24 protein-coding genes, 1 pseudogene and 1 riboswitch are annotated in these 26,505 nt (G+C 72.5%); of the genes and pseudogenes, 19 read left to right on the forward strand and 6 right to left on the reverse strand.

Going from position 1 to position 26,505, the window contains the following annotated elements; all coding sequences use genetic code 11:
• Positions 1-34: 34 nt before the first annotated feature.
• From ACVDFE_RS13685 to ACVDFE_RS13700, 4 genes are all read right to left on the reverse strand, one after another.
• Positions 35-1,915, reverse strand: a complete 1,881-nt coding sequence (locus ACVDFE_RS13685; protein ID WP_458430642.1) for a patatin — start codon at positions 1,913-1,915, stop codon at positions 35-37.
• A gap of 41 nt (positions 1,916-1,956) precedes the next feature.
• Entirely contained in the window at positions 1,957-2,610 is a 654-nt protein-coding gene (locus tag ACVDFE_RS13690) for a CatB-related O-acetyltransferase (protein ID WP_458434329.1), read from the reverse strand.
• Between the two features lie 38 nt (positions 2,611-2,648).
• The gene (locus ACVDFE_RS13695; RefSeq protein ID WP_458434330.1) at positions 2,649-4,481 is read right to left on the reverse strand and encodes an ABC transporter ATP-binding protein; all 1,833 of its coding nucleotides are present in this window, start codon (positions 4,479-4,481) and stop codon (positions 2,649-2,651) included.
• Between the two features lie 76 nt (positions 4,482-4,557).
• A complete protein-coding gene (locus ACVDFE_RS13700) occupies positions 4,558-5,451 on the reverse strand; it encodes an alpha/beta hydrolase (RefSeq protein WP_360390839.1) in 894 nt (297 codons plus the stop codon).
• Between the two features lie 69 nt (positions 5,452-5,520).
• Between ACVDFE_RS13700 and ACVDFE_RS13705 the strand changes: the two genes are divergently transcribed.
• The 4 genes and pseudogenes from ACVDFE_RS13705 to ACVDFE_RS13720 all read left to right on the forward strand — a co-directional run bounded on the left by ACVDFE_RS13705 (position 5,521) and on the right by ACVDFE_RS13720 (position 7,863).
• A complete protein-coding gene (locus ACVDFE_RS13705; RefSeq protein WP_458430643.1) occupies positions 5,521-6,540 on the forward strand; it encodes a M48 family metallopeptidase in 1,020 nt (339 codons plus the stop codon).
• A gap of 15 nt (positions 6,541-6,555) precedes the next feature.
• Positions 6,556-6,744 (forward strand): annotated as a pseudogene (locus ACVDFE_RS13710) (trypsin-like serine protease); the annotation flags it as partial.
• A 79-nt stretch (positions 6,745-6,823) separates the two neighbouring features.
• Positions 6,824-7,348: a S1 family peptidase gene (locus ACVDFE_RS13715; RefSeq protein ID WP_458430644.1), complete on the forward strand. Its 525-nt coding sequence runs from the start codon at positions 6,824-6,826 to the stop codon at positions 7,346-7,348.
• Positions 7,349-7,413: 65 nt separating this feature from the next.
• On the forward strand, positions 7,414-7,863 hold the full coding sequence (locus ACVDFE_RS13720) for a GNAT family N-acetyltransferase (protein ID WP_458430645.1): 450 nt from the start codon (positions 7,414-7,416) through the stop codon (positions 7,861-7,863).
• 36 nt (positions 7,864-7,899) lie between these two features.
• On the opposite strand, the gene ACVDFE_RS13725 is transcribed toward ACVDFE_RS13720, so the two are convergent.
• Complete coding sequence (locus tag ACVDFE_RS13725) at positions 7,900-8,508, reverse strand: LysE family translocator (RefSeq protein ID WP_458430646.1); 609 nt, start codon at positions 8,506-8,508, stop codon at positions 7,900-7,902.
• Positions 8,509-8,656: 148 nt separating this feature from the next.
• Here ACVDFE_RS13725 and ACVDFE_RS13730 point away from each other — a divergent pair, with 148 nt between their 5' ends.
• Both ACVDFE_RS13730 and ACVDFE_RS13735 read left to right on the forward strand, forming a co-directional pair.
• The gene (locus ACVDFE_RS13730; RefSeq protein WP_458430647.1) at positions 8,657-9,388 is read left to right on the forward strand and encodes a S1 family peptidase; all 732 of its coding nucleotides are present in this window, start codon (positions 8,657-8,659) and stop codon (positions 9,386-9,388) included.
• 13 nt (positions 9,389-9,401) lie between these two features.
• A complete protein-coding gene (locus tag ACVDFE_RS13735) occupies positions 9,402-9,860 on the forward strand; it encodes a GNAT family N-acetyltransferase (RefSeq protein ID WP_360390821.1) in 459 nt (152 codons plus the stop codon).
• Here ACVDFE_RS13735 and ACVDFE_RS13740 read toward each other — a convergent pair.
• Entirely contained in the window at positions 9,814-11,007 is a 1,194-nt protein-coding gene (locus tag ACVDFE_RS13740; RefSeq protein ID WP_458430648.1) for an 8-amino-7-oxononanoate synthase, read from the reverse strand. The genes ACVDFE_RS13735 and ACVDFE_RS13740 overlap by 47 nt on opposite strands.
• 43 nt (positions 11,008-11,050) lie before the next feature.
• On the opposite strand from ACVDFE_RS13740, the gene ACVDFE_RS13745 reads away from it, so the two are divergent.
• The 13 genes from ACVDFE_RS13745 to cobA all read left to right on the forward strand — a co-directional run bounded on the left by ACVDFE_RS13745 (position 11,051) and on the right by cobA (position 26,001).
• A complete protein-coding gene (locus ACVDFE_RS13745) occupies positions 11,051-12,112 on the forward strand; it encodes a hypothetical protein (protein ID WP_458430649.1) in 1,062 nt (353 codons plus the stop codon).
• A 96-nt stretch (positions 12,113-12,208) separates the two neighbouring features.
• Positions 12,209-13,168 carry a threonine aldolase family protein gene (locus tag ACVDFE_RS13750; RefSeq protein ID WP_360390812.1) on the forward strand — a complete coding sequence of 320 codons (960 nt, stop codon included), beginning with the start codon at positions 12,209-12,211 and terminating at the stop codon, positions 13,166-13,168.
• Positions 13,165-14,280: a hypothetical protein gene (locus tag ACVDFE_RS13755; RefSeq protein WP_458430651.1), complete on the forward strand. Its 1,116-nt coding sequence runs from the start codon at positions 13,165-13,167 to the stop codon at positions 14,278-14,280. Before ACVDFE_RS13750 ends, ACVDFE_RS13755 begins: the two co-directional genes overlap by 4 nt.
• Before the next feature lie 59 nt (positions 14,281-14,339).
• Positions 14,340-14,407: riboswitch (cobalamin riboswitch) on the forward strand.
• A gap of 59 nt (positions 14,408-14,466) precedes the next feature.
• Positions 14,467-16,392 carry a putative cobaltochelatase gene (locus tag ACVDFE_RS13760; protein ID WP_360390806.1) on the forward strand — a complete coding sequence of 642 codons (1,926 nt, stop codon included), beginning with the start codon at positions 14,467-14,469 and terminating at the stop codon, positions 16,390-16,392.
• Between the two features lie 13 nt (positions 16,393-16,405).
• Positions 16,406-17,020, forward strand: coding sequence for a cob(I)yrinic acid a,c-diamide adenosyltransferase (cobO, locus tag ACVDFE_RS13765; protein WP_458430652.1), 615 nt, complete (start codon positions 16,406-16,408; stop codon positions 17,018-17,020).
• Positions 17,017-18,393 (forward strand): cobyrinate a,c-diamide synthase, encoded by a 1,377-nt coding sequence (locus ACVDFE_RS13770; RefSeq protein WP_458430654.1) that lies wholly within the window; start codon positions 17,017-17,019, stop codon positions 18,391-18,393. The genes cobO and ACVDFE_RS13770 overlap by 4 nt, the downstream gene beginning before the upstream one ends.
• Before the next feature lie 29 nt (positions 18,394-18,422).
• Positions 18,423-19,469: a cobalt-precorrin-4/precorrin-4 C(11)-methyltransferase gene (locus ACVDFE_RS13775; protein ID WP_458430656.1), complete on the forward strand. Its 1,047-nt coding sequence runs from the start codon at positions 18,423-18,425 to the stop codon at positions 19,467-19,469.
• Positions 19,469-20,296: a hypothetical protein gene (locus ACVDFE_RS13780; protein ID WP_360390795.1), complete on the forward strand. Its 828-nt coding sequence runs from the start codon at positions 19,469-19,471 to the stop codon at positions 20,294-20,296. Before ACVDFE_RS13775 ends, ACVDFE_RS13780 begins: the two co-directional genes overlap by 1 nt.
• A 43-nt stretch (positions 20,297-20,339) precedes the next feature.
• Entirely contained in the window at positions 20,340-21,596 is a 1,257-nt protein-coding gene (locus ACVDFE_RS13785; RefSeq protein ID WP_458430657.1) for a cobalamin biosynthesis protein, read from the forward strand.
• Between the two features lie 100 nt (positions 21,597-21,696).
• Positions 21,697-23,067: a M36 family metallopeptidase gene (locus tag ACVDFE_RS13790; RefSeq protein WP_458430659.1), complete on the forward strand. Its 1,371-nt coding sequence runs from the start codon at positions 21,697-21,699 to the stop codon at positions 23,065-23,067.
• Between the two features lie 124 nt (positions 23,068-23,191).
• Complete coding sequence (locus ACVDFE_RS13795; RefSeq protein WP_360390788.1) at positions 23,192-23,968, forward strand: S1 family peptidase; 777 nt, start codon at positions 23,192-23,194, stop codon at positions 23,966-23,968.
• Positions 23,969-24,033: 65 nt separating this feature from the next.
• Complete coding sequence (locus ACVDFE_RS13800; RefSeq protein ID WP_458430661.1) at positions 24,034-24,747, forward strand: PIG-L deacetylase family protein; 714 nt, start codon at positions 24,034-24,036, stop codon at positions 24,745-24,747.
• 51 nt (positions 24,748-24,798) lie between these two features.
• Positions 24,799-26,001, forward strand: a complete 1,203-nt coding sequence (cobA, locus tag ACVDFE_RS13805; RefSeq protein WP_458430663.1) for a uroporphyrinogen-III C-methyltransferase — start codon at positions 24,799-24,801, stop codon at positions 25,999-26,001.
• The last annotated feature ends 504 nt before the right edge of the window (positions 26,002-26,505 follow it).

Genomic DNA, 26,505 nt, shown 5'->3' on the forward strand with positions numbered 1-26,505 from the left:
GAATCGGCGCGTCATGTCCACGAGGGTAGCGCGCTCACTCGGGCGGTGTCAGCCGCAGATCCGGGTCCACCGGCGGTACCCCGTCGAACGGACCGCCCTCCGCGAGCCGGCCCACGTCGTCCAGCGCGACCTCGATCGCGTCGCGGTACGGGTCGCCGTCCGCCGGTGGGGTGCGGAACCACTCGTGCAGCGCCTCGGGGATCTCGAACCGGGCGAGCACGGCGTCGTAGAGCGCCTCACGGTCCTCGGCCTGCACGCCGAGCTCCTGGTACTCGCGCAACGCCATGCGCAGCCGGATCCAGCGGTAGCGGTCGGTGTTCTGCTGCTGCGTGAACCGCTCGCGCAGCAGATCGCCGGCCTTCTGCCCGCGCAACGCCAGCGTGCGGATGGTCTCGGGCGTCATGAACAGGTTCGTGCCGCCCTCGTCCTCCGCCTGGCGCACGTGCGCGATGCGGCCGCGGTAGCCGGGCAGCGCCGACTGCATCGTGTCCCGCCAGTCGAGGAACGTGTCCAGGATGGACATCAGGAACCCCGGCATCGACGTGAGCTGCCGGTAGGGCGTCCCGCTGTCCGACGCGTCCTGCTCGGGCAGCCACACCTCAGCCGTGTCGCCGTCGGGGTAGGACTGCAGGCTCAGCCCGAACGTGGGCCACCGCGGCAGCAGCGCGTCGAAGAAGTGGATCGGGAAGTTGCTGGTGATCCCGCCGTCGGAGAACCAGTGCACCTTCCCGCCGCGGCACAGCGGCACCGCCGCGATCAGGCCGGGGAACGACAGGCTCATCCGCACCGCCACCACCACCGGCAACCGCTCCCGGCCCGGCAGCTGCCGCAACGGCATGTGCTCGTGCAGCGGGCACCGGCCGTCCGCCGGTACGCCGTCCAGCTGCTCCACGACCCGTCGCGGCAGCACGTACCCCAGGCACTCCTCGCAGTACTGCCACTCCTCGCTGAGCGGCAACCGGTACGGCCGCCCCTCGGACAGGTCGGTGGTCATCAGTACGAGGTTGACCTCGCCCAGATCCCCGAACGTCAACGCGCGTTCGGTGCCCGCGAGCTCGTCGAGCCGGTCCGCCAGCCAGTCCGCGAGCGGCGGCACCCCGGTCGACTTCGGCACCCCCGCCAACCGGTCGAGCCACGACGGCCGGAAGTCACCCGTGCCCGGCACGAGTCCGAAGTGGACGGCGCGCGCGTTGTTCTTCATGTACCGCTGCATCGCATACGCGTACGTGGTGATCAACGCGCTGACCATCGCCAGCGTCAACACCAGCCACACCAGCAACACGACCGCCGCCGTGCCGCAGTGCCGGGCGAACACCATGCCGAGCACCAGCGGCACCGCCATGAACACCCATGCCTGCCAAGGCAAGCTGTTCCGCAACGGCCACAACACCAACGGCACACATGCCACCGCCACGACCGTGAGCGCTATCGCGAGCCACGGCAGGTACTCCCGCGGCGCCAGCCACGCCGACCACAGCACCGGCCCGGTCAGCCACAGCAGCGCCATCAGCCCGAGCACGGCCTTCGCCCGCAACCCGACCGCGCCGAGCAACGCGAAGAACAGGCACGACACCGCACTGCGCCCGGTCGTCGCCCGCTGCTGCATGGTGGCGACGACGATCCGGTACAGCGCGCGCGTCTTGGCGTTCGGCTGGAACAGCTGCGCCAGCCGCCACCGGTCCGCCCCGGTGCCGCCGGCGAACCAGTCGACCAGCCCCGCGAGCTTCTCGAACCCGCCGCTGCCGCGCCCCTTCTCGGCGGCGGCGGCGAACGCCGCGGCGATCGCCCCCGCCGACGCGCCGCCGATCTGCCGGAACTCGTAGTGGCGTGCCAGCGACGCGACAGCCAGCGGGTACACGACTCCGCTGGTCGTGCCGCCGCGCATCGTCAGGTCGCAGTAGCGGTCGTACTCCATGTGCCCATGGTCGCGCGATCACCACGGTCCGTCAGCGATGTTCACTCAGACGCCACCGAACCGGTCCCGTCCCGTGCTGCCGGCGGGTCCTGCAAGCCTTCCGCCGCCGCGACCGCGGCCAGCTCGGCCGGTGTCCCCACCATGATCACCCGCACGTGCTCCGTCACCTTCTCCACGGGCCACTCCCACCACGCGACCCGTTGCAGCACGGCGACCTCCTCGTCGCTGTACCGCGTCCGCAGCAGCCGGGCCGGGTTGCCGCCGACGATCCCGTACGCGGGCACGTCCCCGACCACCACCGACCCGGCGGCCACGATCGCCCCGTCACCGATCCGCACGCCGGGCATGACCACCGACCGGTACCCGAGCCACACGTCGTTGCCCACCACCGTGTCCCCGCGCGACGGCGCCCCCAGCGCGATGTCCAGCGTCTTCTCCGCCCAGGCCCCGCCGAAGATCGTGAACGGGAACGCCGACACGCCGGACATGCCGTGGTTGGCGCCGGACATGATGAACCGCACCCCTTCTGCCAGTGCGCAGTAGCGGCCGATGACCAGCTTCTCGGGGCCGAAGTTGTAGAGCACGTTGCGGTGCTCGAACTCCATGGCGTGGTGCGGGTCGTCGTAGTAGGTGTACTCGCCGATCTCGATCTGCGGGTTCTTGACCAACGGCTTGAGGAGCACGGTGCGGGGCATGTCCGGCAACGGGTAGAGGTTGTCGGGCGAGGGGATGGTCACGGCGCTCCGATCGGCTCTTCGCTGAACTGGGTGCGGTACAGCTTGGCGTAGTGGCCGCCGAGGGCCAGCAGGGACTCGTGGGTGCCGCGTTCGACGACCTGGCCGGCGTCGACGACGAGGATCTGGTCGGCGGCGCGGACGGTGGACAGGCGGTGGGCGATCACCAGCGAGGTGCGGCCGGCGAGGGCTTCCACCAGTGCCTCCTGCACGGCCGCCTCGGAGCGGGAGTCCAGGTGCGCGGTGGCCTCGTCCAGGATCACGACGCGGGGCTTGGCGAGCAGCAGGCGGGCGATGGTGAGGCGCTGGCGCTCGCCGCCGGACAGGCGGTAGCCGCGTTCGCCGACGACCGTGTCGAGCTGGTCGGGCAACGACGACACCAGGTCGGCGAGGCGGGCGCGGCGCAGGGCGTCCCACAGCTCCTCGTCGGTGGCGGCCGGTGCGGCGAGGCGCAGGTTGGCGCCGATCGACTCGTGGAACAGGTGGCCGTCCTGCGTCACCATGCCGACGGTCTCGCGCAACGAGTCGAACGACAGCGTGCGGACGTCCACACCGGACAGCCGGACGGCGCCGGAGTCGGCGTCGTACAGGCGGGGGAGCAGGGATGCGATCGTCGACTTGCCCGCACCCGAGGCGCCGACCAGTGCGATCAGCGAGCCCGGCGCGGCCGTGAAGGAGATGCCGCGCAGGACCGCGTCACCGCCGCGGGTGTCGAGGGTGGCGACCTCCTCCAGCGAGGCCAGGGAGACCTTGTCCGCGGCCGGGTAGGCGAAGTGGACGTCGTCGAACTCCACCGAGACCGGGCCGTCGGGCACGGAGACCGCGTCGGGCTCCTCCTTGATCAGCGGCGGCAGGTCGAGCACCTCGAAGACGCGCTCGAACGACACCAGCGCCGTCATCACGTCCACACGTGCACCGGCCAAGGCGGTCAACGGGGCGTAGAGGCGCGTCAGCAGCAGCGCCAGCGTCACGATCGTGCCGGGTGCCATCTGACCCATGAACGCGAAGTAGCCGCCGAGGCCGTAGACCAACGCAAGGGCCAGCGACGACACCAACGTCAACGCCACCAGGAACAGCCACTGCGCAACGGCCGTGCGCACACCGATGTCACGCACACGACGAGCGCGCGCACCGAACTCCGCGCTTTCCAGGGCGGGACGGCCGAAGAGCTTGATCAGGGTCGCGCCGGGAGCGGAGAACCGCTCGGTCATCTGGGTCGTCATGGCCGAGTCGAGGTTCGCGGCCTCGCGGTGCATGGACGCCAGGCGCCTGCCCATGCGCCGCGCCGGGATCAGGAACACCGGCAGCAGCGCCATCGCGAGAACGGTGACCTGCCACGACAGCGTCAGCATCACGACCAGCGTGAGCACCAGCGCGATCAGGTTCATGACGACACCGGAGATCGTCTCGGAGAACGCCCGCTGCGCGGCGATCACGTCGTTGTTGAGCCGGGAGACCAGGGCGCCGGTGCGGGTGCGGGTGAAGAACGCGATCGGCATGCGCTGCACGTGGTCGAAGACGGACTGCCGCAGCCGCAGGATCAGGTCCTCGCCGACGCGGGCGGACTGCCAGCGCTCGGCCAGCGAGAAACCGGCCTCCAGCACGGCGACGCCGGCGATCGCGAGTGCCAGCCACACCACCAGGTCCAGGTCGCGGCCGCCGATGATCGTGTCGACCACGCGGCCGGCCAGGACCGGGCTCGCCACCGCCAGCACCGCGGCCACCGCGCTGGTGGCGAGCAGGGCCAGCACCGCACGCCGCTGCGGACGGGCGAACCGGGCGACGCGCTTCAACGTCGCCCGGCTGACGCGGCGGTTCTCCTTGTCCTGCATCGCGCTTTCGAGCGCGTACCAGGCGTTGAAGTCGATGTTCACGACGCCCAGTCTGCGACCTCCAGCTGAGTCGAGGTCAAGCCGTTTTCAAGAACGCGTCGACCTCCGCCAGCGCCGCCGCGCGCACCGGTTCCGGCGACAGGAACAGGTCGTGCAGGCCGGCCTTGATCTCCACGACCTTCACGGACGTGCCGAGCTTCGGTCCCCACCTGCGCATGCCCTCGACGTCGAGCACCGCGTCGGCCTTCGCCACGTCCTCGTTCCACTCGCGGGCGCCGAGCGTGCTGCGGTCGGAGTGCAGCACCAGCACGGGCACGCGCACGTCGAGCCCGGCGTGCACCTTCTCCTGCGCCACGAGCACCGCGCGGATCCACCCGGCCAGCACCGGGAACCCGTCGAGCGGCTTCCACCTCAGGTCGAAGTCCCACTCGCCGTTGCGCGAGGAGTGGATCGAGGCGCCGTACGCGTCGCCCAGCCCGCCGCGGACCTTCACCGAGGGCGCGACCTTCCCGAGCAGCTTCACCACCCGCCGCAGGAGCGGCGGTTCGACGACGTCCAGCCACGGGCTGTTGAGCACGAGGGCGTCGATCAGGTCCTCCGAGCGCCGTTCGTGCGCCCACAGCGACGTCGTGAGCCCACCGGTCGAGTGACCCATCAGCACGACCCGCGAGTGCTCGGCGCGGACGACGGCGACGGCCGCGTCGATCTCCTCGAAGTACACGGCCATGTCGGTCGTGTAGTTCGGCACCTCGCCGTCGCGCAACGACCGCCCGTAGCCGCGCAGGTCCACGGCGTAGAAGTCGTAGCCCTGAGCGTTGTAGTGCTCGGCGACGTGCTCCTGGAAGAAGTAGTCGGCGAACCCGTGCACGTAGAGGATCGCGCCGCGGTCGGCCTGCGCGGCCCGCCTGCGGACCAGGGTCGCGGTGGCCCCGCCGCGCAACGGCAGGACCGTGGTGTCTTCGTCGCTCACGGCGCCAGTCTGCTCCCGAAAACCGGCGATTCCGCGCACCCTTGTCCGGATCGTGTCTAACCTGGACCGATGACGGGGGACATCGAACAGTCGTCGAGGGTGCGCTTCCCGGGGATCAGCTCGCGCGCCTACGAACACCCAGCCGACCGGGGCGCGCTCGCCGTGCTCCGCGCCGTGCCGGCCGTGGCACCGATCGTCAAGGCGGTCGCGGCGGCGTTCTCCGAACGCGGGGAACGCCTGGTCCAGGTCGCCTCCTCGGTGCGGGTGGGCCCGAAGCAGTACCCGGACCTGCACCGCATCCAGAACGAGGTCGCCGCCGCGTTCGACCTGGAGGAGGCGCCGGAGGTCTTCGTCCGGCACTCTCCGGAGGTCAACGCGTTCACGCGGGGCATCGACAAGCCGTTCATCGTGCTGAACTCCGCGCTGGTCGAGCGGTTCGACCGCGAGGAGCTGCGGTTCGTCCTCGGGCACGAGACCGGCCACGCGATGTCCGGCCACGGGCTCTACAACACCATCCTGGAACGCCTGCTCAACCTGCAGTACGCGTTCGGCTGGATGCCGGCGGGCGCGTTCGCCCTGCGCGCGGTCATCGCCGCCCTCTACGAGTGGCAGCGCAAGACCGAGCTGTCCTGCGACCGGGCCGGGCTGCTCGCCTGCCAGGACCCGCAGGCCGCGCTGCGCGTGCACCTCGCGTTCGCGGGCGACATCGGCGGCCAGGTCGACATCGCGGCGTTCCTCGAACAGGCGAAGGAGTACGAGGGCGAGGACATCCGCGACAGCATCCTGAAGCTGATGGACAACGAGCGCCGCTCGCACCCGCTGGCCGTGGTCAGGGCCGCGCAGCTGCAGCGCTGGGCCGCGGGCGAGGAGTACCGGGAGATCCTCACCGGCGTCTACCCGCGCCGCGAGGACGACCACCCGACGAGCAACCTCACCGACGACGTCAAGAGCGCGGCGCGGTCCTACCGGGAGTCGGCGAGCAGCTCAGCGGACCCGCTGATCAAGACGATCAACGACATCGGCGAGACCGTGATGGGTGCCGCGGGAAAGATGTGGAGCAAAGTTGCTCCAAATGGACCAGCGGAGTAGCTACCATCTGGAGTCATGAGACGACTCGCTGTTGTGGTCCTGGCTCTGCTCCTGACGGCGGGCACCGCTGCCGCCGACGAACAGGTCGTCGGCGGTGAACGGGTCCCCATCGCCACGACCCCGTGGGTCGTCTACCTGACCGACCCGAACGGCTACCAGTTCTGCGGCGGCACGATCGTCGCCCCGACGAAGGTCCTGACGGCGGCGCACTGCGCGGTCGGCCGGCCCGCCTCCCAGTTCCGCGTCGTCGCGGGCCGCGAGGACAAGAAGAAGCTCGGAGGGCGTGGTAGCCACGCCGGTCGAGGTCTGGGTCCACCGGCAGTACGTGGCCGCCGACCGGGGCGAGGACCTCGCCGTGCTGACCATGGCCACGCCGCTGCCGTTCACCCCGCTGCCGATCGCCGGGCAGGCCGACACCGACCTCTACCGGCCGGGCACCCCGCTGCGGGCGCTCGGCTGGGGCCGCACCAGCGAGAACGGCAGGACCTCCCGCTACCTGATGGGGGCGACGGTGCCGGTGCTGCCCGACGCCGACTGCGCGGGCTCCTACCCGCAGTTCGTGCGGGCGGACATGTTCTGCGCCGGCTACCCCGAGGGCAAGGTCGACACCTGCCAGGGCGACTCCGGCGGCCCGGTCGTGGCGGCGGGCAGGCTCGTCGGCGTCACGTCGTGGGGCGAGGGCTGCGCGCGCAGGGGCAAGCCCGGCGTGTACGTCCGGGTCGCCCGGTACGCGAAGGACCTCCAGCCGGTCGTGGGCGTCGTGGAACCCCCGGCGGAGGAGCCTCCCGCGGAGGAGCCCCCGGCGTGAGGACCCGCCCGGTCCGGCCGTGAAACCCGGTCGCCGCGGGCCCGGCGCTGTGCCAGCCTGGGCCCGTGGTGGTGCTGCGACGGGCCCGGCCGGACGAGGCGGGCGTGCTGACCGAGCTGGCGCTGGCGGCCAAGGCGCACTGGCCCTACGACGCGGCGTTCCTGGAGGCCGTGCGCGCCGAGCTCACCGTCCGGCCGGAGGACGTGGAGCGGCGGCTGCACGTGGTCGCCGAACGGGACGGCGTCGTGCTGGGCTGGTACGGCATCGGCGGGACGCCGCCCGCGGGTGAGCTCACCGACCTGTGGGTGGAGCCGGCCGCGATCGGCACCGGGCTCGGTCGTGCGCTGTGGGACCACGCCGTGGCGTCCGCCGCCGGCTACGACCACCTCGACATCGACGCCGACCCGTACGCCGAGGGGTTCTACCTGCGGATGGGCGCCGAACGCATCGGTGAGTCGCCGTCGGGCTCCATCCCCGGCCGGGTGCTGCCCCGGCTGCGCGTGCGGACGTCCTGACGGCCGTCCCCGGACCGGCCGCCGCGGTGAGCCGTCTCAGACCACGAGGCCGACGGACATCGTGAAGAACACGGTCGCGCACACCACGTCCAGCGCCTTCGTGACCCCGGGCCGGCGCAGCCGTCCTGCGACGCTGCTCGCCGCCAGCACGATCATCAGCTCCCACACCGCGGCCAGGCCGAGGAACACCGCCGCGAGCATCGTGAGCTGCGCTGCCGGTTCACCCGATCCGATGAACTGCGGCAGGAACGCCAGCGCGAACAGGATCATCTTCGGGTTCGTGATGTTGGTCAGGAAGCCCTGCCGGAACGGCCGGTCGCCGACGACCTCCTCCGGCTCCTGCACACCGCGCTTCAGCAGCCCGCGCGCGATGGAAACCGCGAGGTAGAGCAGGTACCCGGCACCGATCCAGCGCAACGCGACGAGCACCGCCGGGTACCGGGCGAGCACCACTCCCAGGCCCGAGATCACCAGCGCCACCTGGACCGCGGCGGCCGTGTGGATGCCGGCCAGCGCGAGCAGCCCCGACCGCACTCCCGACCGCAGCGACGTGCGCAGCAGCAGGAACGCGTCGACACCGGGGGTCACGATGACGACCGCGCACGCGATGAGGAAGGCCGGAACCTGGCCGAAGTCGAACAACACCGCACATACCCCCGTGATCTACGACACTGGCCGTAAAATCTCCGGCCAGATGGAACACTAACACCAAATTCTCCGGTTTTGACGCCGTCCTAACGTGCTCGCTACCGTTGGTGACCAATCGTCCACCTGGCGCAACGAGGAGTGACCCGTGAGGGGTAAGCGGTTTGCCGTGCTCGCCGCCGTTGTCCCGCTGGTCAGCGGGGCAGCGACGGCGAACGCGATCGTCGGGGGGACACCCGCGCGGGCGGCCGACACGCCCTGGGTTGTGGCGATCACCACCCCGGACGGGCAGCTGATCTGCGGTGGCGCGCTCGTCGCCCCGGACAAGGTCGTGACGGCGGCCCACTGCGCCACGGTGAAGGGCCTCGCGGGCCGCACCCAGCGCCCGGTCGAGCACATGCGGGTGATCGCGGGCCGCACGGACCTGCGCACGACCGAGGGTGCCGAGGCGGCGGTGACGAACGTGTGGCGCCACCCCGACTTCAAGGACGTCACGCAGGGCGACGACGTGGCGGTGCTGACGCTGGACCGGGAGCTGCCGTACCGGACGATCGCGCTGGGCGACGCGGGTGAGAGCGGTGTCGTGCTCGGCTGGGGCCGCACCGCGGAGCTCGACAAGCCCGCGATGTCGCTGCGCAAGGTGACGGTGCCGATCCTGCCGGACGGCGAGTGCGCGGCGAAGGAGCCGGACTACCGGCCGGGGGCGATGCTGTGCGCCGGGCGCGGTGGCAAGGACGCGTGCACCGGCGACTCGGGCGGGCCGCTGGTCGTCAAGGGCAGGCTCGCCGGTGTCGTGTCGTACGGGCGCGGGTGTGCGCGGCCGGACGAGCCGGGCGTCTACACGCGGCTGGCTCACTACCGGTCCACGGTCGGCTTCTGATATCCAAGGTCAGGTGCGAACCACACCGTTCCCGGCCACCCTGCGCCGGCAGTGGGGGCTCGACCTGAGCCCCGCCCAGCTCTACGCGATCCTGCGGCTGCGCCAGGACGTGTTCGTCGTCGAGCAGAACTGCGTCTACGCCGACGTGGACGGCCGCGACCTGGAGCAGGGCACCCGGCACTTCTGGCTGGAGGCGGACGCGACGCACGAGCCGCTGGCGTACCTGCGGCTCACCGAGGAACCCGGCGGCACGTTCCGCATCGGCCGCGTCGTGACCGGCCGGATGGCCCGCGGCCGCGGGTTCAGCCGCCGGCTCGTGCAGGCGGCGCTGGTCGACGTCGGTACCGCGCCGTGCGTGCTGGACGCGCAGACCTATGTCACCGACTTCTACGCCTCGTTCGGCTTCGTGCCCGAGGGCGCCGAGTTCATCGAGGACGGGATTCCACACCTGCGGATGCGGCGCACTCCGTGATCACGCGCACCGCGCGCTCGATGTCGGCCTCGGTCAGGTCGGCGCGCGCGGTGAGCCGCAGGCGCGAGATCTGGTCCGGCACCGACGGCGGGCGGAAGCAGCCGACGACCACGCCGTTGGTGCGGCACGCCTCGGCCCACCGGAACGCCTGATCCGGCGAAGGGGCCCGCACGCTCACCACGGCCGCGGTCGGCGTGCTGACCTGGAACCCGGCCTCCTTCAGGCGGAAGCTCAGGTCGTGCGCCACGGTCAGCGCGCGCTCGGGGCGGTCCGGCTCCTCGCGCAGGATCTTGATGGCGGCCAGTGCGGCGGCGGCGCTGGCCGGGGCGAGACCGGTGTCGAAGATGAACGTGCGCGCGGTGTCGACGAGGTGCTTGATCACCCGGCTCGGTCCGAGCACCGCACCGCCCTGGGCGCCCAGCGACTTGCTGAGCGTCAGCGTCGTGACCACGTCCGGTGCCCGCACGAGCCCGGCCTCCGCGACCGCGCCGCGCCCGCCGGGGCCCACGACGCCGAGGCCGTGCGCGTCGTCGACCACGAGCCCGGCACCGTTCGCGCGGCAGGCCTCGTGCAGCTCGGCGAGCGGGGCGATGTCGCCGTCCACGGAGAACACCGAGTCGGTCACCACGATCGCGCGCCGCTTGCCGCGGGTCTCCAGCGCGTGCCGGACCTTGCCCACGTTGCAGTGCTCCGCGACCACGACGTCGGCCTTGGACAGCCGCGTGCCGTCGATCAGCGAGGCGTGGATGTGCTGGTCGGCGACGATCGCCGTGCCGGGGCCGGTGAGCGCGGTGACCGCGCCGAGGTTCGCCGCGTAGCCGGAGGAGAACACCAGCGCCGACTGGCTGCCGCAGAAGTTCGCGAGCTCGTACTCCAGCTCGGCGTGCAGCTCCGTCGACCCCGAGACCAGGCGCGATCCCGTCGACCCCGCACCCCACTTGAGCGTCGCCGCGGCGGCCGCCCCTGCGACCCGCTTGTCCCGCGCGAGCCCCAGGTAGTCGTTGCTCGCGAGGTCGAGGTCCACCGAGTCGGCCTGGCGCGGCCGCAGGCGCCGGGACAGACCCGCCTTGGCGCGCGCCTGGGCCCTGACGTCGATCCAGTCGAACGTCGCCTCACCACCGCTGGACGACGCCTCAGTTGTGCTCACGCTCACCGACTGAGTCTCCCATCCGCCGACTAGCGTGCCGCTCGTGGACCTGTTCACCTTCACGCGCGCCGAGCTGACCTCGCCGGTCCAGTTCTGCGACGGCCGCTGGGTGGTGTCGTCCTGCGCCGACGTGCGCGCGGTGCTCGCCGACCCGGTGACCTACCTGCCGGACAACGCGCTGACCGCGGTCACGCCGGTGGCGCCGGCAGCGCTCCGGTCCCTGGTCAGGGCCCGGTTCTCGTTGCCGCCGACGCTCGCGAACAACGGGTCTGACTCGCACGCCGGGTTGCGGCGGCTGGTCGCGTCGTTCTTCACCCCGGCACGGGTCGCCGCCGTGGAGCCCCGCATCCGCGCACTCGCCGTGGAACGGCTTGGTGGCTCAGATCTCGTGCGGTCGCTGGCGTGGGACCTGCCGGCGATCGTGCTGATGGACCTCCTCGGGCTCGACGACGTGGACATCCCGACGCTCAAGCGGTGGAGCACGGCGTCGCTGGAGTTCTTCTGGGGCGACATCACGCGTGACCGGCAGCTGGAGCTGGTCGACGACGTCGGCGCGTTCCACCAGTGGCTGGTCAAGCGGTACGAGGCCCGTGACGGGGCGTTGTTCTGCGCGCTGGCCGACGCCGGTGTGTCCGCGGAGGACTCCGCCGGGCTCTGCTACTTCCTGCTGATCGCCGGTCAGGAGACGACGACGCAGCTGCTGTCCACGGCGCTGCGGCGGGCGTTGCGGGACCGCTCGGTGTGGGAACGGCTGCCGCTGCCCGGTGTCGCGGAGGCGTTCGTGGAGGACGTGCTGCGCACCGAGACGCCCGTGGTGACGTGGCGGCGGCTCACCGCGCGGGAGGTCGTGCTGTCCGGTGTGCGCGTCCCGGCCGGTGCGGAGCTCGTGCTGGTGCTGAGCGGTGAGGAGGACGACCCCAGGCACCTGGCGTTCGGGTACGGGCGGCACTTCTGCCTGGGCGCGGGGCTGGCCCGGCTGGAGGCCGCGGTGGTGCTGCGGACCGTGGCCGAGCACGAGCCCTCGCTCCGGCTCGCCGGTGACGAGCCGGAGTGGCTGAACCTCCTGTCGTTCCGCGCGCCCAGGTCCGTCACGGTCGCGCGATGAGCCCGGCGATCTCGCCGCTGGTGCTCGGTGAACAGCTGCGGGACGGGGACATCCCGCTCGCGGAGTCGCTCGCGGCCGGTGTTTGATGCCGGGGTGATGAACCGCCAGCTCTCGGGAGTCCGCAAGAAGACGCTGCTGGAGTCGCTCGGCCCGGTGCCGGACGCCGCCCCGGACCGCTACGGCGACGGCGGCCCGGTCGAGGAGCTGGAGACGCGGGTCGCCCGGCTGCTGGGCACCGAGGCGGCGCTGTTCGTGCCGACCGGGACGATGGCGCAGCAGATCGCGTTGCGCTGCTGGGCCGACCGCACGCACAACCCGATCGTCGCGATGCACCCGCAGGCCCACCCGCTGCACCACGAGGACGACGCGCTGACCGCGCTGTCCGGCCTGCGCCCGGTCCGCGTGGCGAACGACGAGGTGGCGGCGTGCCCGGAACCGTTCGGCACGCTGCTGGTCGAGGTGCCCGACCGCGAAGCCGGGTTCGTGCTGCCCACCTGGGACGAGCTCGTGGCGACCGTGGACGCCGCCCGCGAACGGGACGCGGTCGTGCACCTCGACGGCGCGCGGCTGTGGGAGGCCGTGCACGGGCTGGGCAAGCCGCTGGACGAGGTCGCCGGCCTCTTCGACTCGGTCTACGTGTCGTTCTACAAGTCGCTGGAGGGCATCTCCGGCGCGGCGCTCGCCGGGTCCGCCGACTTCGTGGAGCAGGCGCGGGTGTGGCGGCACCGGTACGGCGGGATGCTGTTCCAGCAGTGGCCGGCGGCGCTGTCGGCGTTGCACGGCCTCGACACCGTGCTGCCGCGGCTGGGCCGCTACGTCGAGCACGCCAAGGTCGTGGCGGCGGCGATGGACCTGCCGGAACCGGACACGCACCAGTTCGCGCTGCACCTGCCGGGTGATCCGGCGCGGCTGACCGAGCTGAGCGGGAAGTTCCTCGGCCGGTTCTGGCGGTCGGGGCAGCTGGCGAAGACCGAGGTCACCGTCGCCGAGCCGGCGCTGGAGTGGACGGCGGACGAGGTCAGGGAGGCGTGGCGGCAGTTCCGCGAGTCGCTGTGAGCCGTCCGCTCCTGCTGTGGGGGCTCGTCGCGGCCGGCAGCCGGTTGCCGGTGGCGATGGCGCCGCTCGCGCTGGTGTTCCTGGGGCGGTCGACCTCCGGCGGTTACGCGCTCGGCGCAGGGGCGGCGGCGCTGTACGTGGTCGGCGAGATCGCCGGGTCGGCGGTGCTCGGCGCGCGGCTCGGCCGGTCGCGCGGGCAGCTGCCGGCGGGGATGGTCGTCGGTGCGCTGGCGTTCGCGGTGCTGCCGTTCGTCGACGGGCCGGTGCTGCTCGCGGTCGTGTTCGTGGCAGGCGCGGCACCCGCCGCGGCTCCGGGTGGCACCCGCGCGATCCTCACCTCGCTGGTGCCCGAGTCGCGGGCGGCGCGGGCGCTGAGCGGCGAGGCCGTGTTGTCGCAGGTCGTCTGGGCGGCGGCACCCGCGCTGGTGGTGTTCCTCGCGCTGCAGGTCCACCCCGGTGTGCCGCTGGTGCTCGCGGCGGCGTTCTTCCTGGTCGGCGCGCTGGGGCTGCGCTGGCTGCCCGCCCCGGAACCGGTCACCGCGCCGATCAGCCGGTCGCTGTGGCGGGCCTGGCCGATCTACCTCACCGGCACCGCCTCGAACGCGGTGTTCGCGGCCACCGAGCTGATGCTGCCGGCGTTGCTGGAGCAGCGCGGGATCGCGGTGGGCTGGGCCGGGCCGTTGCTCGCCTGGTTCGCGCTGGCCTGCGCCGGGGGCGCGGTGCTGTACGGGCTGCGCACGTGGCCGGGCTCGCTGCGGGTGCAGTGCCTGGTGCTGCTGGTGGCCATGTCCGGGTCGATCGCGCTGGTGGCCGTGTTGCCGGGGGTGGCAGGCATCGCCGCCGGGTTGCTGGTGGCCGGCCTGTTCCAGTCCGGTGCGATGGTGTCGCGCAGCCTGGCCCTGCGCGAACGCCTGCCGTCCTACGCGCACGCACCCGCCTACTCGGTGATGTACGCCGCGGCCGGGGTGGGGTACAGCGCGTCGGCGGGCATCTCGGCGGTGGCGATGGAGGCGTTCAGCGCTTCCGCGGCGGTCCTCGTCGGCGTCGGTATCACGCTGGTGGTCGTCGTGGTGAGCGCGGCAGGGGAGCGCCCTGTCGTGAAGGCCACCTGACCGCGGGGTTGGTCCTGCCGGTGCGAGGTGCGACGATCTCGGGGCTGTGAGGGGAGCGCGAGGAAGCCGGTGCGAATCCGGCGCCGTCCCGCGACTGTGACCGACGCGCGTCGGGAGTCAGGAACTCGTCCCCCTCTTACCCGACCGGACCCGGGCGTGGACACCCGAGGAAGGACTCGCTGGAGCATGTTCCCGTTTTCGGCCGTCGTCGGACACGACGACCTCCGGCTCGCCCTGTTGCTGAACGCGGTGCACCCCGGCATCGGCGGCGTGCTCGTGCGCGGCGAGAAGGGGACCGCGAAGTCGACCGTCGTGCGGGCCCTCGCCGCCCTGCTGCCCGAGCTCGACGTGTCGCGCGACTGCCGGTTCGGCTGCGTGCCCGGCAGCACGGACTGCCCGGACGCACCGCACGCCGGGAGCGAGCGCAGGCCCGCCCGGCTGGTCGAGCTGCCCGTGGGCGCCACCGAGGACCGCCTGATCGGCTCGCTCGACCTGGAGAAGGCGCTGACCGAGGGCGTGCGGGCGTTCCAGCCCGGCCTGCTCGCGGCAGCGCACCGGGGCGTGCTCTACGTCGACGAGGTCAACCTGCTGCACGACCACCTGGTCGACCTGCTGCTCGACGCGGCGGCGATGGGGCGGGCGCACGTGGAGCGCGAGGGCGTCTCGGTGGCGCACCCGTCGCAGTTCCTGCTGGTGGGCACGATGAACCCGGAGGAGGGCGAGCTGCGTCCGCAGCTGCTCGACCGGTTCGGGCTCACGGTGTCGGTGAAGGCCGCGCGGGACGTGGCCGTGCGCACCGAGGTGATCCGGCGCCGGCTCGCCTACGAGGCCGACCCGGAGACGTTCGCCGGTCGCTGGGCCGACGAGGACGCCCGGCTCAAGCAGCAGATCACCAACGCCCGCGCCGCCCTGAAAACCGTGTCCCTGCCCGACGGCGAGCTGCGCCGGATCGCCGCCGTCTGCGCGGCGTTCGAGGTGGACGGCATGCGCGCGGACCTCGTGGTCGCCCGCACCGCCACCGCCCACGCGGCCTGGCGCGGTGCCGCCGAGGTCGAGGAGACCGACGTCGAGGTCGCCGTGCGGCTCGCGCTGCCGCACCGGCGCCGGCGCGACCCGTTCGACGAGCCGGGCATCGAGGAGCAGCAGCTCGAGGACGCCATGCGGCAGGCGGCCGAGCACGCCCGAGAGCCAGAGGACCAGGAACCCGATCCCACCGACGGCCCCGACGACGACGGCCCCGGCGGCGGCGAGCTGCCCGAACCGCAGGACGGTCCCAAGGGGAACGGGAACGCGCAGGGCGACCGGCCCGCACCCGAGCCGTCGCCCGCGTTCAAGGCCCGGCTGCTGGAGGTGCCCGGCGTCGGCGAAGGCGCTCCTGGCAAGCGGTCGCGGGCACGCGCGCGCACCGGCCGGGTCGTGCGTTCCTCCACAGTGGACGGAAGCGGGCTGCACCTCGTCGACACCCTCGCCACTGCGGCACCGCACCAGCACGACCGCGGGCGCACCGGTGCCGGCCTCAAGCTGGTGCCGGGCGACCTGCGCAAGGCCGTCCGCGAGGGCAAGGAGTCGAACCTCGTCCTGTTCGTCGTGGACGCCTCGGGTTCGATGGCCGCGCAGAAGCGGATGTCGGCGGTCAGCGGCGCGGTGATCTCGTTGCTGCGCGACGCCTACCAGCGCCGCGACAAGGTCGGCGTGGTGACGTTCCGCGGCAACCAGGCCGAGGTGGCGCTGCCGCCGACCACCTCGGTCGACGCCGCCGCGACGCGTCTCAAGAAGATGCGCACCGGCGGCCGCACTCCGCTCGCGGACGGACTGCTGAAGGCGCACAAGCTTCTTGAGATCGAACGGCTGCGCGACCCCCGCAAGCGCCCGCTCGTGGTGCTGCTGACCGACGGCCGCGCCACGTCGTCCGGTCTCGGCGGCGACCCCACGAAGGACGCGCTCAAGGCCGCCGCGCTGCTCGAACAGACCGCTGTCGTCGTCGTGGACTGCGAACAGGGCCACATCAGGCTCGGGCTCGCGGCCAAGGTCGCCGACGCCCTGCGGGGCACCTGCGTCCGCCTCGACCAGCTCAGCGCCGACCACCTCGCCGGCGTCGTCCGCGCCGCCTAGGGAGGAGACCCCAATGCCACAGGGACAACCCACCGCGGTGCCGCAGGACGGCCTCACCACGCGACAGCGGCGCAACCGGCCGTTGCTGATGGTGCACACCGGTGAGATGAAGGGGAAGTCGACGGCGGCGTTCGGCCTGGCGTTGCGCGGCTGGAACCAGGGCTGGGACATCGGCGTGTTCCAGTTCGTGAAGTCCGCCAAGTGGAAGGTCGGCGAGGAGAACGCGTTCAAGGCGCTCGGCCGGCTGCACGACGAGACCGGCGAAGGCGGCGCGGTCGAGTGGCACAAGATGGGCGAGGGCTGGTCGTGGTCCCGCAAGCAGGGCACCGAGGAGGACCACTCCGCCGCCGCGCTGGAGGGCTGGCAGGAGATCCGCCGCCGGCTGGAGACCGAACGCCACGGCCTCTACGTGCTCGACGAGTTCACCTACCCGCTGCACTGGGGCTGGATCGACGTCGACGAGGTGGTGGAGGTGCTGGTCAACCGGCCGGGCCACCAGCACGTCGTGATCACCGGCCGGTACGCGCCGCAGCAGCTGGTGGACGCCGCCGACCTGGTGACCGAGATGACCAAGGTCAAGCACCCGATGGACGCGGGGCAGAAGGGCCAGCGGGGGATCGAGTGGTGAACCGGCTGGTCGTCGCCGCACCCGCGTCGGGCAGTGGCAAGACCACGGTGGCGACGGGCCTGATGGCCGCACTGCGCAGGGCCGGGTCGCGGGTCGCGCCGTTCAAGGTGGGACCCGACTACATCGACCCCGGCTACCACGGGCTCGCGACCGGGCGGCCCGGCCGCAACCTCGACCCCGTGCTGGTCGGCGAGCACCGCATCGCCGGCCTGTTCGCGCACGGGTCGAGGGGCTGCGACCTCGCCGTGGTCGAGGGCGTGATGGGCCTGTTCGACGGCCGCGTCGACACCGCGGGCATCGGCTCGACCGCGCACGTGGCCAAGCTGATCGGCGCGCCCGTGCTGTTCGTGGTCGACGCGCGGGGGCAGAGCCGGTCGCTCGCGGCGCTGCTGCACGGCTTCCGCGGCTACGACCCGACCGTGCGGCTCGGCGGCGTGATCCTCAACCAGGTCGGGTCGGAGCGCCACGAGCAGGTGCTGCGGTCGGCGTGCGACGAGGTCGGCCTGGACGTGCTCGGCGTGCTGCCGCGCGACGCGCAGTTCTCGTTGCCCTCACGGCACCTGGGGCTCGTGACGGCGGCCGAGCACGGCAGCGAGGCGGTGTCCGCGGTCGACGCGATCGCCGCCGCGGTGGCCAAGCACGTCGACCTGGACGCGGTGCGCGCGCTGGCGTCGTCGGTGCCGGCGATGGCCGTGGCACCGTGGGAACCGCAGGTCGAGGCCGTCCGCGGGGAACCGGTGATCGCGGTGGCCGGCGGGGCGGCGTTCACGTTCGGCTACGCGGAGCACGCCGAGGTGCTGGCGGCGGCCGGTGCCGCTGTCGCCGTCGTCGACCCGCTGCGCGACGACCGGTTGCCCGAGGGCACCGCCGGTCTGGTGCTGCCGGGTGGTTTTCCCGAGCAGCACGCGGAGGCGTTGTCGGCCAACGCGCCGCTGCGCGAGGCGGTCGCGCGGTTCGCCCGCTCGGGCGCGCCGGTGCACGCCGAGTGCGGCGGGCTGCTGTACCTCGCGCGCTCGCTCGACGGGCACGAGATGTGCGGCGTGCTCGACGCGGAGGGCTTCATGACGCCGAAGCTGACCCTGGGCTACCGCGACGCCGTCGCGGCCACCGGCTCGTCGCTGCACCCGCCGGGCGGTCGCGTGACCGGCCACGAGTTCCACCGCACCCAGCTGTCCACACCGCACTCGCTGCCGCCCGCGTGGCACTGGCGCGGCGTCGAGAACCGGCCGGTGGCCGAGGGGTTCGTCGTCGGCGGTGTGCACGCCTCGTACCTGCACACGCACCCGGCCGGCGACCCGGAGGCGGTGGCCAGGTTCGTGCGGTCCTGCCACCCGTTCGTGGCGGGTTCGGCAGGCGGTACGGTCTTCGCCTAAGCCTTTCGTCCAACCCCTGTGGAGCTGTCGTGACGACGACCGGTCGGGTTTCCTTCGTCGGCGCCGGTCCGGGTGCCGCCGACCTCATCACCCTCCGCGGCGCGCGCCGCATCGCCGAGGCCGACGTCGTCGTCTGGGCTCCCAGTGCGGTCGAGGCCGAGTGCGTCCGCGAGCACGCGCGCGAGGGTGCCGACCTGGTCGACTTCTCCCGCGTCACCGCGGAGGAGATCACCGACCTGTACCGCCGTGCCGCCGCCGCGCGGCTGAAGGTCGTGCGGCTGCACGCGGGCGACGCCGCGACCGGTGGCGGAGTGCAGGAGCAGCACGACCTGTGCCAGCGCCTCGGCCTGGAGGTCGAGGTCGTGCCGGGCGTGTCGGTCGTCGCCGCCGCTGCCGCGCGGATCGGCCGCGAGATCACGCTGACCGAGGCCTCCTCCGCGGTGTTCCTCGCGCCGGAGGGCAGCGAGGGCGTCCGCGAGTTCGCCGCACTGCAGACCACGATGGCGGCCACGGTCTCCGGTGCGCGCACCGGCCAGTTCGTGGAGCAGCTGCTGGAGGGCGGCTACACCGCCGAGACGCCGGTCGTCGTCGCGTACAAGGTGAGCCAGGCCGACGAGCTGGTCGTGCACACCACGGTCGGCGAGCTGGAGTCCGTGGTGAAGCAGCACAAGCTGTACCGCCCGACGCTCTTCCTGGTCGGCGCCGCGGTGAAGGCCGCACCGGCCCGCCGCCAGTCCGCGACCGCGGCCGCCGCCGACGAACCGGCCCGCACCGCCCGCCCGACCCGCTGGTCGCGCAGGGCCGCCTCGCGCATCGCGACGCGTGCGGACGAGCCGGTGCCCGCTCCCGCTGTCCCGGTCGCCCCCGCGACCTCCGCCGAGCCGAACCCGGCCTGGAACGCGGTGGAGGAGCTCCAGCAGTCCGTGCGCAAGCAGGCTGAGGAGTCCTCGCAGAAGCCCAAGCCGAAGCTGACCGTGGTCGCTGCCGCGACGCCGAAGCCGCCGACGGTGCAGGCCTCGACCTCGAACCCGCCCAAGCGCCGGTCCACCGCCCGCAAGCCCAAGCGCGCCAACTGATGTCAGCCCTCGTCGAGGAGCTGCGGGAAGCGGCGGGCCGGCCCGGCGTCGAGGTCGTGGACGCCGCCGACGGCCTGCGGCCCGCGCTGAACCTGTGCCGCGCCCGGTCCGCCGTCATCGTGAAGGTGGCGGCTGGCGCCGGTCCGGCCGAGATCGGTGCGGGACTGGCCGGCTGGCGGCGCACGCTCGTGGTCGCCGACGTCGGTGAGCTGTCCACAGTGGACCCGAAGGATGCGGTCACCCGGCGCTGGATCGCACCGGAGGCCGTGCTGTGCCTGGCGGACACCGAGTTCCTGCGCGGCACCGGGTGGGCGCTGCCCGAGGACGCGTTCTCCACCAGGACGCAGGTGCTGGGCGCCGAGGTCCGCGCGTTCGTGCTGGCCGTGCTCGCGCCCAGGCCCGGTGTGCTGGTGTGGGACGTGCTCGCGGGCTCCGGCGCGGTCGGCGTGGAGTGCGCACGGCTCGGTGCCGCGGTCGTGGCGGTGGAACCGGACCCGGTGGAGTGCGTGCGGATCATCGCGAACGCCTCCGCGCACGGCGTGGACGTGCGCGTGGAGGAGGCCGGGCTGGACACGACGGCGTTACCGCGCCCGGAGGCGGTGTTCGTCGGCCGCGGGTCGCTGCCCGAGGTGAGGGCGTGCGCGGCGGTGAACGCGCGGCGCGTGGTCGTGGTCGCCGAGCGGGTGGACGAGGTCGTGCCGGCGCGGGACGCGTTGCGGGCGGCCGGGTACGAGGTGGAGGGCGTGCAGCTGACCGCCTCCCGCCTGCTCGACTCCGGCTTCGGCGCCGCGGCGCCGGTGACCGTGGTGTGGGGAACCAAGAAGTGATGTCGTGGGTGGGCGGCGGTGTCGTGGTGCGGGGAGTCCGGCCGTGATCGGTGTGTTCGCGGGGACGGCCCAGCGCGGTGACGCGGCCGACCTCGCCGGGGTGCTGGGCTCGGACGCCGTGGTGCCGGACGGGCCGATCCGGCCCGCTGTGCACCGGCTGTGGGACCGGCTCGACGCGCTCGTGCTGTTCCTCGACGCGGGAACCGCTGTCCGGTTGATCGCGCCCCTGTTGCGGGACAAGCGGACCGACCCCGCGGTGGTGTGCGTGGACGCCGGGTTCGCGGTGGCGCTCGCCGGTGCCGCGGACGACCTGGCGTGGCGCGTCGCGGACGCGTTGAACCGCACCGCCGTCGTCACGACCGGCCCGTCGATCGACTCGGTGCTGGACGAGCTCGTCGAGCAGCTCGACGCCACGGCCGACGGCGACGTCGCCGCGTGCGCGGCAGTCATCGAGTCGGGCGAGAAGGTGGTGCTGCGCAACCCGTTGAGCTTCCCGCTGCCCGCGCTGTCGGCGAACGTGGTGTCGGCCGACGAGGACGCCGCGTGGGTGATCGTCATCGACGACCGCGCCGCCGCGCCGAAGGACAACGTGCTGCGGATCGTGCCGCGCACGCTCGTCGTGGGCGTGGGGTCGACGCGGGGTGCGTCGGCCACGAGCGTGGGTGCCGCGCTGGCCGAGCTGGACGCGCAGGGCGGCCTGGACCTGCGCGCCATCAAGGCGTTCGCGACGGTCGACGTCAAGGCGGACGAGCCCGGCATCGTGGACGCGGTGGAGGACTGGGGTTTCTGGCACGGCGACACGGCCGACCTGATCACGTTCAGCGCCGAGGAGCTCAACGCGGTCGGTGTGCCGAACCCGAGTTCGGTGGTGCGCAACTCGCTGGGCACCGCGAGCGTGGCGGAGGCGGCGGCGCTGTGCGGCGCACGGCAGGTCGCGCACGGCGCACCGGTCGAGCTCGCAGCGGAGAAGTTCAAGCGGGACAACGTGACCGTGGCCGCGGCACGGGTGCTGCCGCGCGGCCGGCTCGCGCTCGTCGGCCTCGGTCCCGGCGGCGCCGAGCAGCGCACGCCGCGTGCGGAGGCCGAGATCCGGCGGGCCGCGGTCGTCGTGGGCACGCCCGAGGCCGTGCACGCGGTGGCCGCTCTGCTGCGGCCGGGCACCCAGACGCGTGCCGATGGTGCGCCGGAGCTCGCGGAGGGTGGCGCGGCGGTCGCGCACGTCGCGTTCGGAACTGGACCAACGCTGGACAATCCGGTCGAAGCCGACGTGGTTGTTGTTCCCGGAGTGTGGGAACGGTAGCGTTTTTCCTTCTTTCGTAGGGTCTGCCCAGAAGATTTGCGGATTAGCGTCGCCATGCACACGGCCCACCCTGCCGGGCCCGGATGCACTGGAGAGCGACATGAGAGCCCGTCGTCTCGTCGCGGTCGCCTGCACAGCAGGTGTCGCCCTGTCCATGCTCACGATCAACGCCGCCGCCGCTGCCCCGAAGGACGGCCTGCGCCTGCTCGCCGTGCGCGACTCGCTGACCGCCACGCACACCTGGTACGAGCAGACCTTCGACGGCAAACCGGTGCTGGGCGCCTACTACGTCGAGCACGTCGACAAGGCGACCGGCGCGAAGACCGTGGACGACGGCCGCATCGCCGTGGGTGCCGTCGACCTCACGCCCGCCGTCACCGCCGAGGACGCGCGGACGAGGTCCGCCGGTGTGCCCGAGACGGCGAAGCTGACCGTCCTGCCGGGGACGGGCCTGGTCTACGAGGTGATCTCGGACAACGGCAAGGGGTCCGAGCGCACGCTGGTGCACGCGGAGACCGGCGCGGTCGTGCGGACCGAGAGCCTGGTCAAGCACGCGGACGGCACCGGCAAGGTGTTCAGCCCGAACCCCGTCTCCGCGCTGCAGAACCAGAACCTGACCGACGCCGACGACGCGGACTCCGCCGTGCCCGCCGCGGCCTACCGGTCGGTGACGCTGTCCCACCTGGACGGTTCCGGCTACCTCAGGGGCAAGTACGCGACGCTGACCGGGCCGAAGAGCAAGCTGGCCTACAGCAAGGCGAACAAGTTCGAGTACACGCGCGCCAACGACCTCTTCGAACAGGTCAACGCGTACTGGGGCGTGACCGAGGCGCAGAAGTACATCCAGGGCCTCGGGTTCACGAACGTCAACAACGAGGCGCAGAAGATCACCACGATCGGCCTCACCGAGGACAACTCGTTCTACGACCCGTCGAAGGACCAGATCACGTTCGGCACCGGCGGTGTGGACGACGCCGAGGACGTCGAGGTGGTGTGGCACGAGCTCGGCCACGCGATCCAGGACGCCCAGGTGCCCGGCTTCGGTTCCACCACGGAGGCGGGCTCGATCGGTGAGGGCTTCGGCGACTGGTGGGCGTTGATCATGTCCTCGCGCGACGCGAAGGACACGGCCACGACGCCGCTCGCGTGCATCATGGACTGGGACGCCACGGCGTACACGACCGAGACGCCGCATTGCCTGCGCCGCACCGACACCGAGCTGAAGTACGCCGACCGCAAGGGCGAGGTCCACTTCGACGGCCAGATCTGGTCGCGGGCGCTGTTCGACGTCTACAAGGCGTTCGGCCGCGACAAGGCGGCGAAGATCGTGCTGGAGGGCCAGTTCTCCTACGCCCCCTCGACGACGTTCGCGGCCGCTGCCAAGGCGACGGTCGCCGCGGCGAAGAAGCTCTACGGCGACAAGGACGCCGCCACCGTCCAGGCCGCGTTCACCGCGCGCGGCATCGCGTGAGTCAACTGTGAAGCCGGACATGTCCGACTAGTGGCGGTTGTGCCACTTCGATCCCGGGCGTGACGCTGTGTGTGCCGCCGCTGGACACCCTGCACACACAGCGTCATCGGGAAGGACTGGCAACATGGCGAAAACCCTGCGTCGCCTGATCTTGTCTGTCGTGGTCTCCGCTCTCGCGAGCATCTTCTTCACGGCTCCCGCAGCCAACGCCGACGACGTCTCGCCGATGATCGTCGGTGGTACGCGCGCCAGCACGGCGACCTACCCGTGGGTCGTCTACCTCGCTTCCACCACCGGTTCGCAGTTCTGCGGCGGAACCCTGGTGAAGGCCAACAAGGTCGTCACCGCCGCCCACTGCGTCGCCGGCCGCTCGGCCTCCAGCACCCGCGTGGTGCACGGCCGTGACGACAAGCAGAGCACCGCGGGCACCGTCGCGAACGTGACCCGCATCTGGTCGCACCCGAGCTACACCACCGCGACCGCCGGCTACGACGTGGCCGTGCTGACGCTGGACCGCAACATCAGCTCGGCGACCCTGCCGCTCGCCACGCCGTCCGACACCGCGCTGTACGCCGCGGGCAACTCCGCGCTGATCCTCGGCTGGGGCACCACGTCCTCCGGTGGCTCGGCGTCGCGCTACCTGCTGCAGGCGAACGTGCCGCTGACGTCCGACTCGACCTGCAAGACCGCCTACTCGCAGTACAGCAACACCTCCATGGTGTGCGCGGGCTTCCCGCAGGGCGGCGTCGACACCTGCCAGGGCGACTCCGGTGGCCCGCTGGTCTACGGCGGCAAGCTCATCGGTGCCACGTCCTGGGGCCGCGGCTGCGCCGGCGCCGGCTACCCCGGCGTGTACGCGCGGATCGCGCCGTACAACTCGGTGATCACCGCTCAGCTCTAAGCATTTCGCCACCGCGCACCCCGCGTCCACAGTGGACCCGGGGTGCGCGGTCGTATGCTGCCCGGATGGCGGATCTGGAAGCAATGCCGGAGGACTGGGCGAGCGCGCTGGTCGTCGTCGCCCACCCCGATGACATGGAGTACGGCGGTGCGGGCGCCATCGCGCGGTGGACCGCCCAGGGCAAGAAGGTCGCGTACCTGCTCGCGTGCCGCGGTGAGGCGGGCATCGACTCGCTCTCACCGCAGGAGTGCGCGCCGTTGCGGGTCGAGGAGCAGATCGCGTCCTGCGCGGCCGTCGGCGTGACCGAGGTCGAGTTCCTCGACCACGCGGACGGCATGATCGAGTACGGGCTGCCGCTGCGGCGCGACATCGCGGCCGCGATCCGCCGGCACCGGCCGGAGTTCGTGATCACCGGTAACTTCCGCGAAACGTGGCCGAGCGGAAACCTCAACATGGCCGACCACATCGCGGTCGGCCGGGCCGCCGTCGACGCCGTGCGCGACGCGGGCAACCGGTGGGTGTTCCGGGATCTGGACATCGAGCCGTGGAACGGCGTCCGGTACGTGGCGGTGGCGTCCTCGCCGATGGCCACGCACGCCGTGGACATCACCGGCTCGTTCGACGCTTCCGTGGAGTCCTTGCGCGCCCACAAGGCGTATCTCGATGCGCTGAGCGGGGACATGGCCGAGCCGGAACCGTTCCTGCGCGGCATGGCGGAGGCCGTCGGCCAGCGGTTCGGCGGCGTCCTGGCGACGTCTTTCGAGCTGTTGCGCCTGTGACCATGTTCCCTTCGGCTGGACACGGCCGGTCTCGTGTGGATGCTTCTACGCATGCCCGTTGAACAGCACTACCTGGTTGGCCTCGATCTCCGGGGCCGGCGCGTCCTCGTGGTCGGCGGAGGCACCGTCGCCCAGCGGCGCCTGCCCCGCCTGATCGCCTCCGGCGCCGTCGTCGAGCTCGTCTCGCCCGTCGTGACCCCCGCCGTGCAGGGCATGGTCGACGCGGGGGAGCTGACGTGGCACGAGCGGCTGTTCGAGCCGGGGGACGTCGAAGGCGCCTGGTACGTGCTGGCGTGCACGTCGGACATCGAGGTGAACGCCCAGATCGGCGAAGAGGCGCTCGCACAGCGCGTGTTCTGCGTGCGCGCGGACATCGCCGTGGAGGGCACGGCGGTCACACCGGCCGTGGGCTCGCACGAAGGCATGGTGCTCGGCGTGCTCGCCGGCGGTGAGCACCGCCGTTCGGCAGCAGTGCGCGACGGCGTCGTGGCGGCGTTGCGCGACGGCCGGATCGCCGACCAGTCCACCCCGCCGGTCGGCGTCGCCCTGGTCGGCGGCGGCCCCGGCGACCCCGAGCTGATCACGGTGCAGGGCAAGCGCTTGCTGGCCCAGGCGGACGTGGTGGTCGCGGACCGCCTCGCCCCCCGCGAACTGCTGGAGGAACTGCCCTCGCACGTCGAGGTCGTGGACGCGGCCAAAATCCCCTACGGTCGCGCGGCGACGCAGGACTTCATCAACCAGACGCTCGTCGACCGCGCCAAGGAGGGCAAGTTCGTCGTCCGCCTGAAGGGCGGCGACCCGTACGTCTTCGGCCGCGGCTTCGAGGAGCTGCTCGCGTGCGCCGAGGCCGGCATCCCGGTGACCGTGGTACCCGGCGTGACGTCGGCGTTCGGTGTGCCCGCGTTGGCCGGTGTACCCGTGACGCACCGAGGGGTGGCACACGAGGTAGTCGTCGTCTCCGGTCACGTGGCACCGGACGACCCGCGCTCCCTCGTCGACTGGCCCGCCATCGCACGGCTGCAGGGCACAGTCGTGCTGATGATGGCCGTCGAACGCGCGGGTGCGTTCGCCACGGCGCTGATGGAAGGCCGCCCCGGCAGCACGCCCGTCGCCGTCGTGCAGGAGGGCAGCACCTCCGCACAGCGCGTGTACCGGTCCACTCTGGAAACCTTGGGCGCGGACGTCGTGGCCTGGGGAGTGCGCCCGCCGGCGATCATCGTGGTCGGCCCGGTGGCCGGCATCGCGCCCGCCTAGCCGGGTTCTCGCTCGACGCCGCTCGACGCCGCTCGACCGGTGGGCCCCGCAGGTCCACCGGTTCCTGCGCCGCCACGGCCCACGGCGCTGGTCACTTTCGAATTCGCTCGCGACCACCTCGTCCGTCAGCGCGCCGACCGGCTGAACACGGCTGGGTGGCCAGCGTCTGCGCACTGCTGACCCGGCGGCGCGACCGCGCAGGTCGGGCCTGCGGCCTGGTGACGGCGTAAGTCGGGCCTGCGGCCTGGTGACGGTGCGAGTTGGCCCGCGGCCCGGTGACGGCACAAGTCGGGCCCGCGGCCCAGCGACCGCGTGAGTCGGATCTGCGGGCCGGTGACAGCGCGAGCCAGGCTCGCAGCCCGGTGACCGCGCGAGTCGGGTCCGCAGCTCAGCGACCGCGCGAGCCAGGCTCGCAATCCAGTGACGGCGTAAGTCGGACCCGCAGCCCAGTGATGGCGCGAGTCGGGCTCGCGGCCCGGTGACCGCGTGAATCGGGCCCGCACC

Source organism: Lentzea chajnantorensis (assembly GCF_054300775.1).

Coding starts and splice junctions, on each gene's coding strand:
- ACVDFE_RS13685 (WP_458430642.1), bottom strand. CDS start 1,915: ATGGAGTACGACCGCTACTGCGACCTGACGATGCGCGGCGGCACGACC.
- ACVDFE_RS13690 (WP_458434329.1), bottom strand. CDS start 2,610: ATGCCCCGCACCGTGCTCCTCAAGCCGTTGGTCAAGAACCCGCAGATC.
- ACVDFE_RS13695 (WP_458434330.1), bottom strand. CDS start 4,481: ATGCAGGACAAGGAGAACCGCCGCGTCAGCCGGGCGACGTTGAAGCGC.
- ACVDFE_RS13705 (WP_458430643.1), top strand. CDS start 5,521: ATGACGGGGGACATCGAACAGTCGTCGAGGGTGCGCTTCCCGGGGATC.
- ACVDFE_RS13750 (WP_360390812.1), top strand. CDS start 12,209: ATGAACCGCCAGCTCTCGGGAGTCCGCAAGAAGACGCTGCTGGAGTCG.
- ACVDFE_RS13760 (WP_360390806.1), top strand. CDS start 14,467: ATGTTCCCGTTTTCGGCCGTCGTCGGACACGACGACCTCCGGCTCGCC.
- cobO (WP_458430652.1), top strand. CDS start 16,406: ATGCCACAGGGACAACCCACCGCGGTGCCGCAGGACGGCCTCACCACG.
- ACVDFE_RS13780 (WP_360390795.1), top strand. CDS start 19,469: ATGTCAGCCCTCGTCGAGGAGCTGCGGGAAGCGGCGGGCCGGCCCGGC.
- ACVDFE_RS13790 (WP_458430659.1), top strand. CDS start 21,697: ATGAGAGCCCGTCGTCTCGTCGCGGTCGCCTGCACAGCAGGTGTCGCC.
- ACVDFE_RS13795 (WP_360390788.1), top strand. CDS start 23,192: ATGGCGAAAACCCTGCGTCGCCTGATCTTGTCTGTCGTGGTCTCCGCT.
- ACVDFE_RS13800 (WP_458430661.1), top strand. CDS start 24,034: ATGGCGGATCTGGAAGCAATGCCGGAGGACTGGGCGAGCGCGCTGGTC.
- cobA (WP_458430663.1), top strand. CDS start 24,799: ATGCCCGTTGAACAGCACTACCTGGTTGGCCTCGATCTCCGGGGCCGG.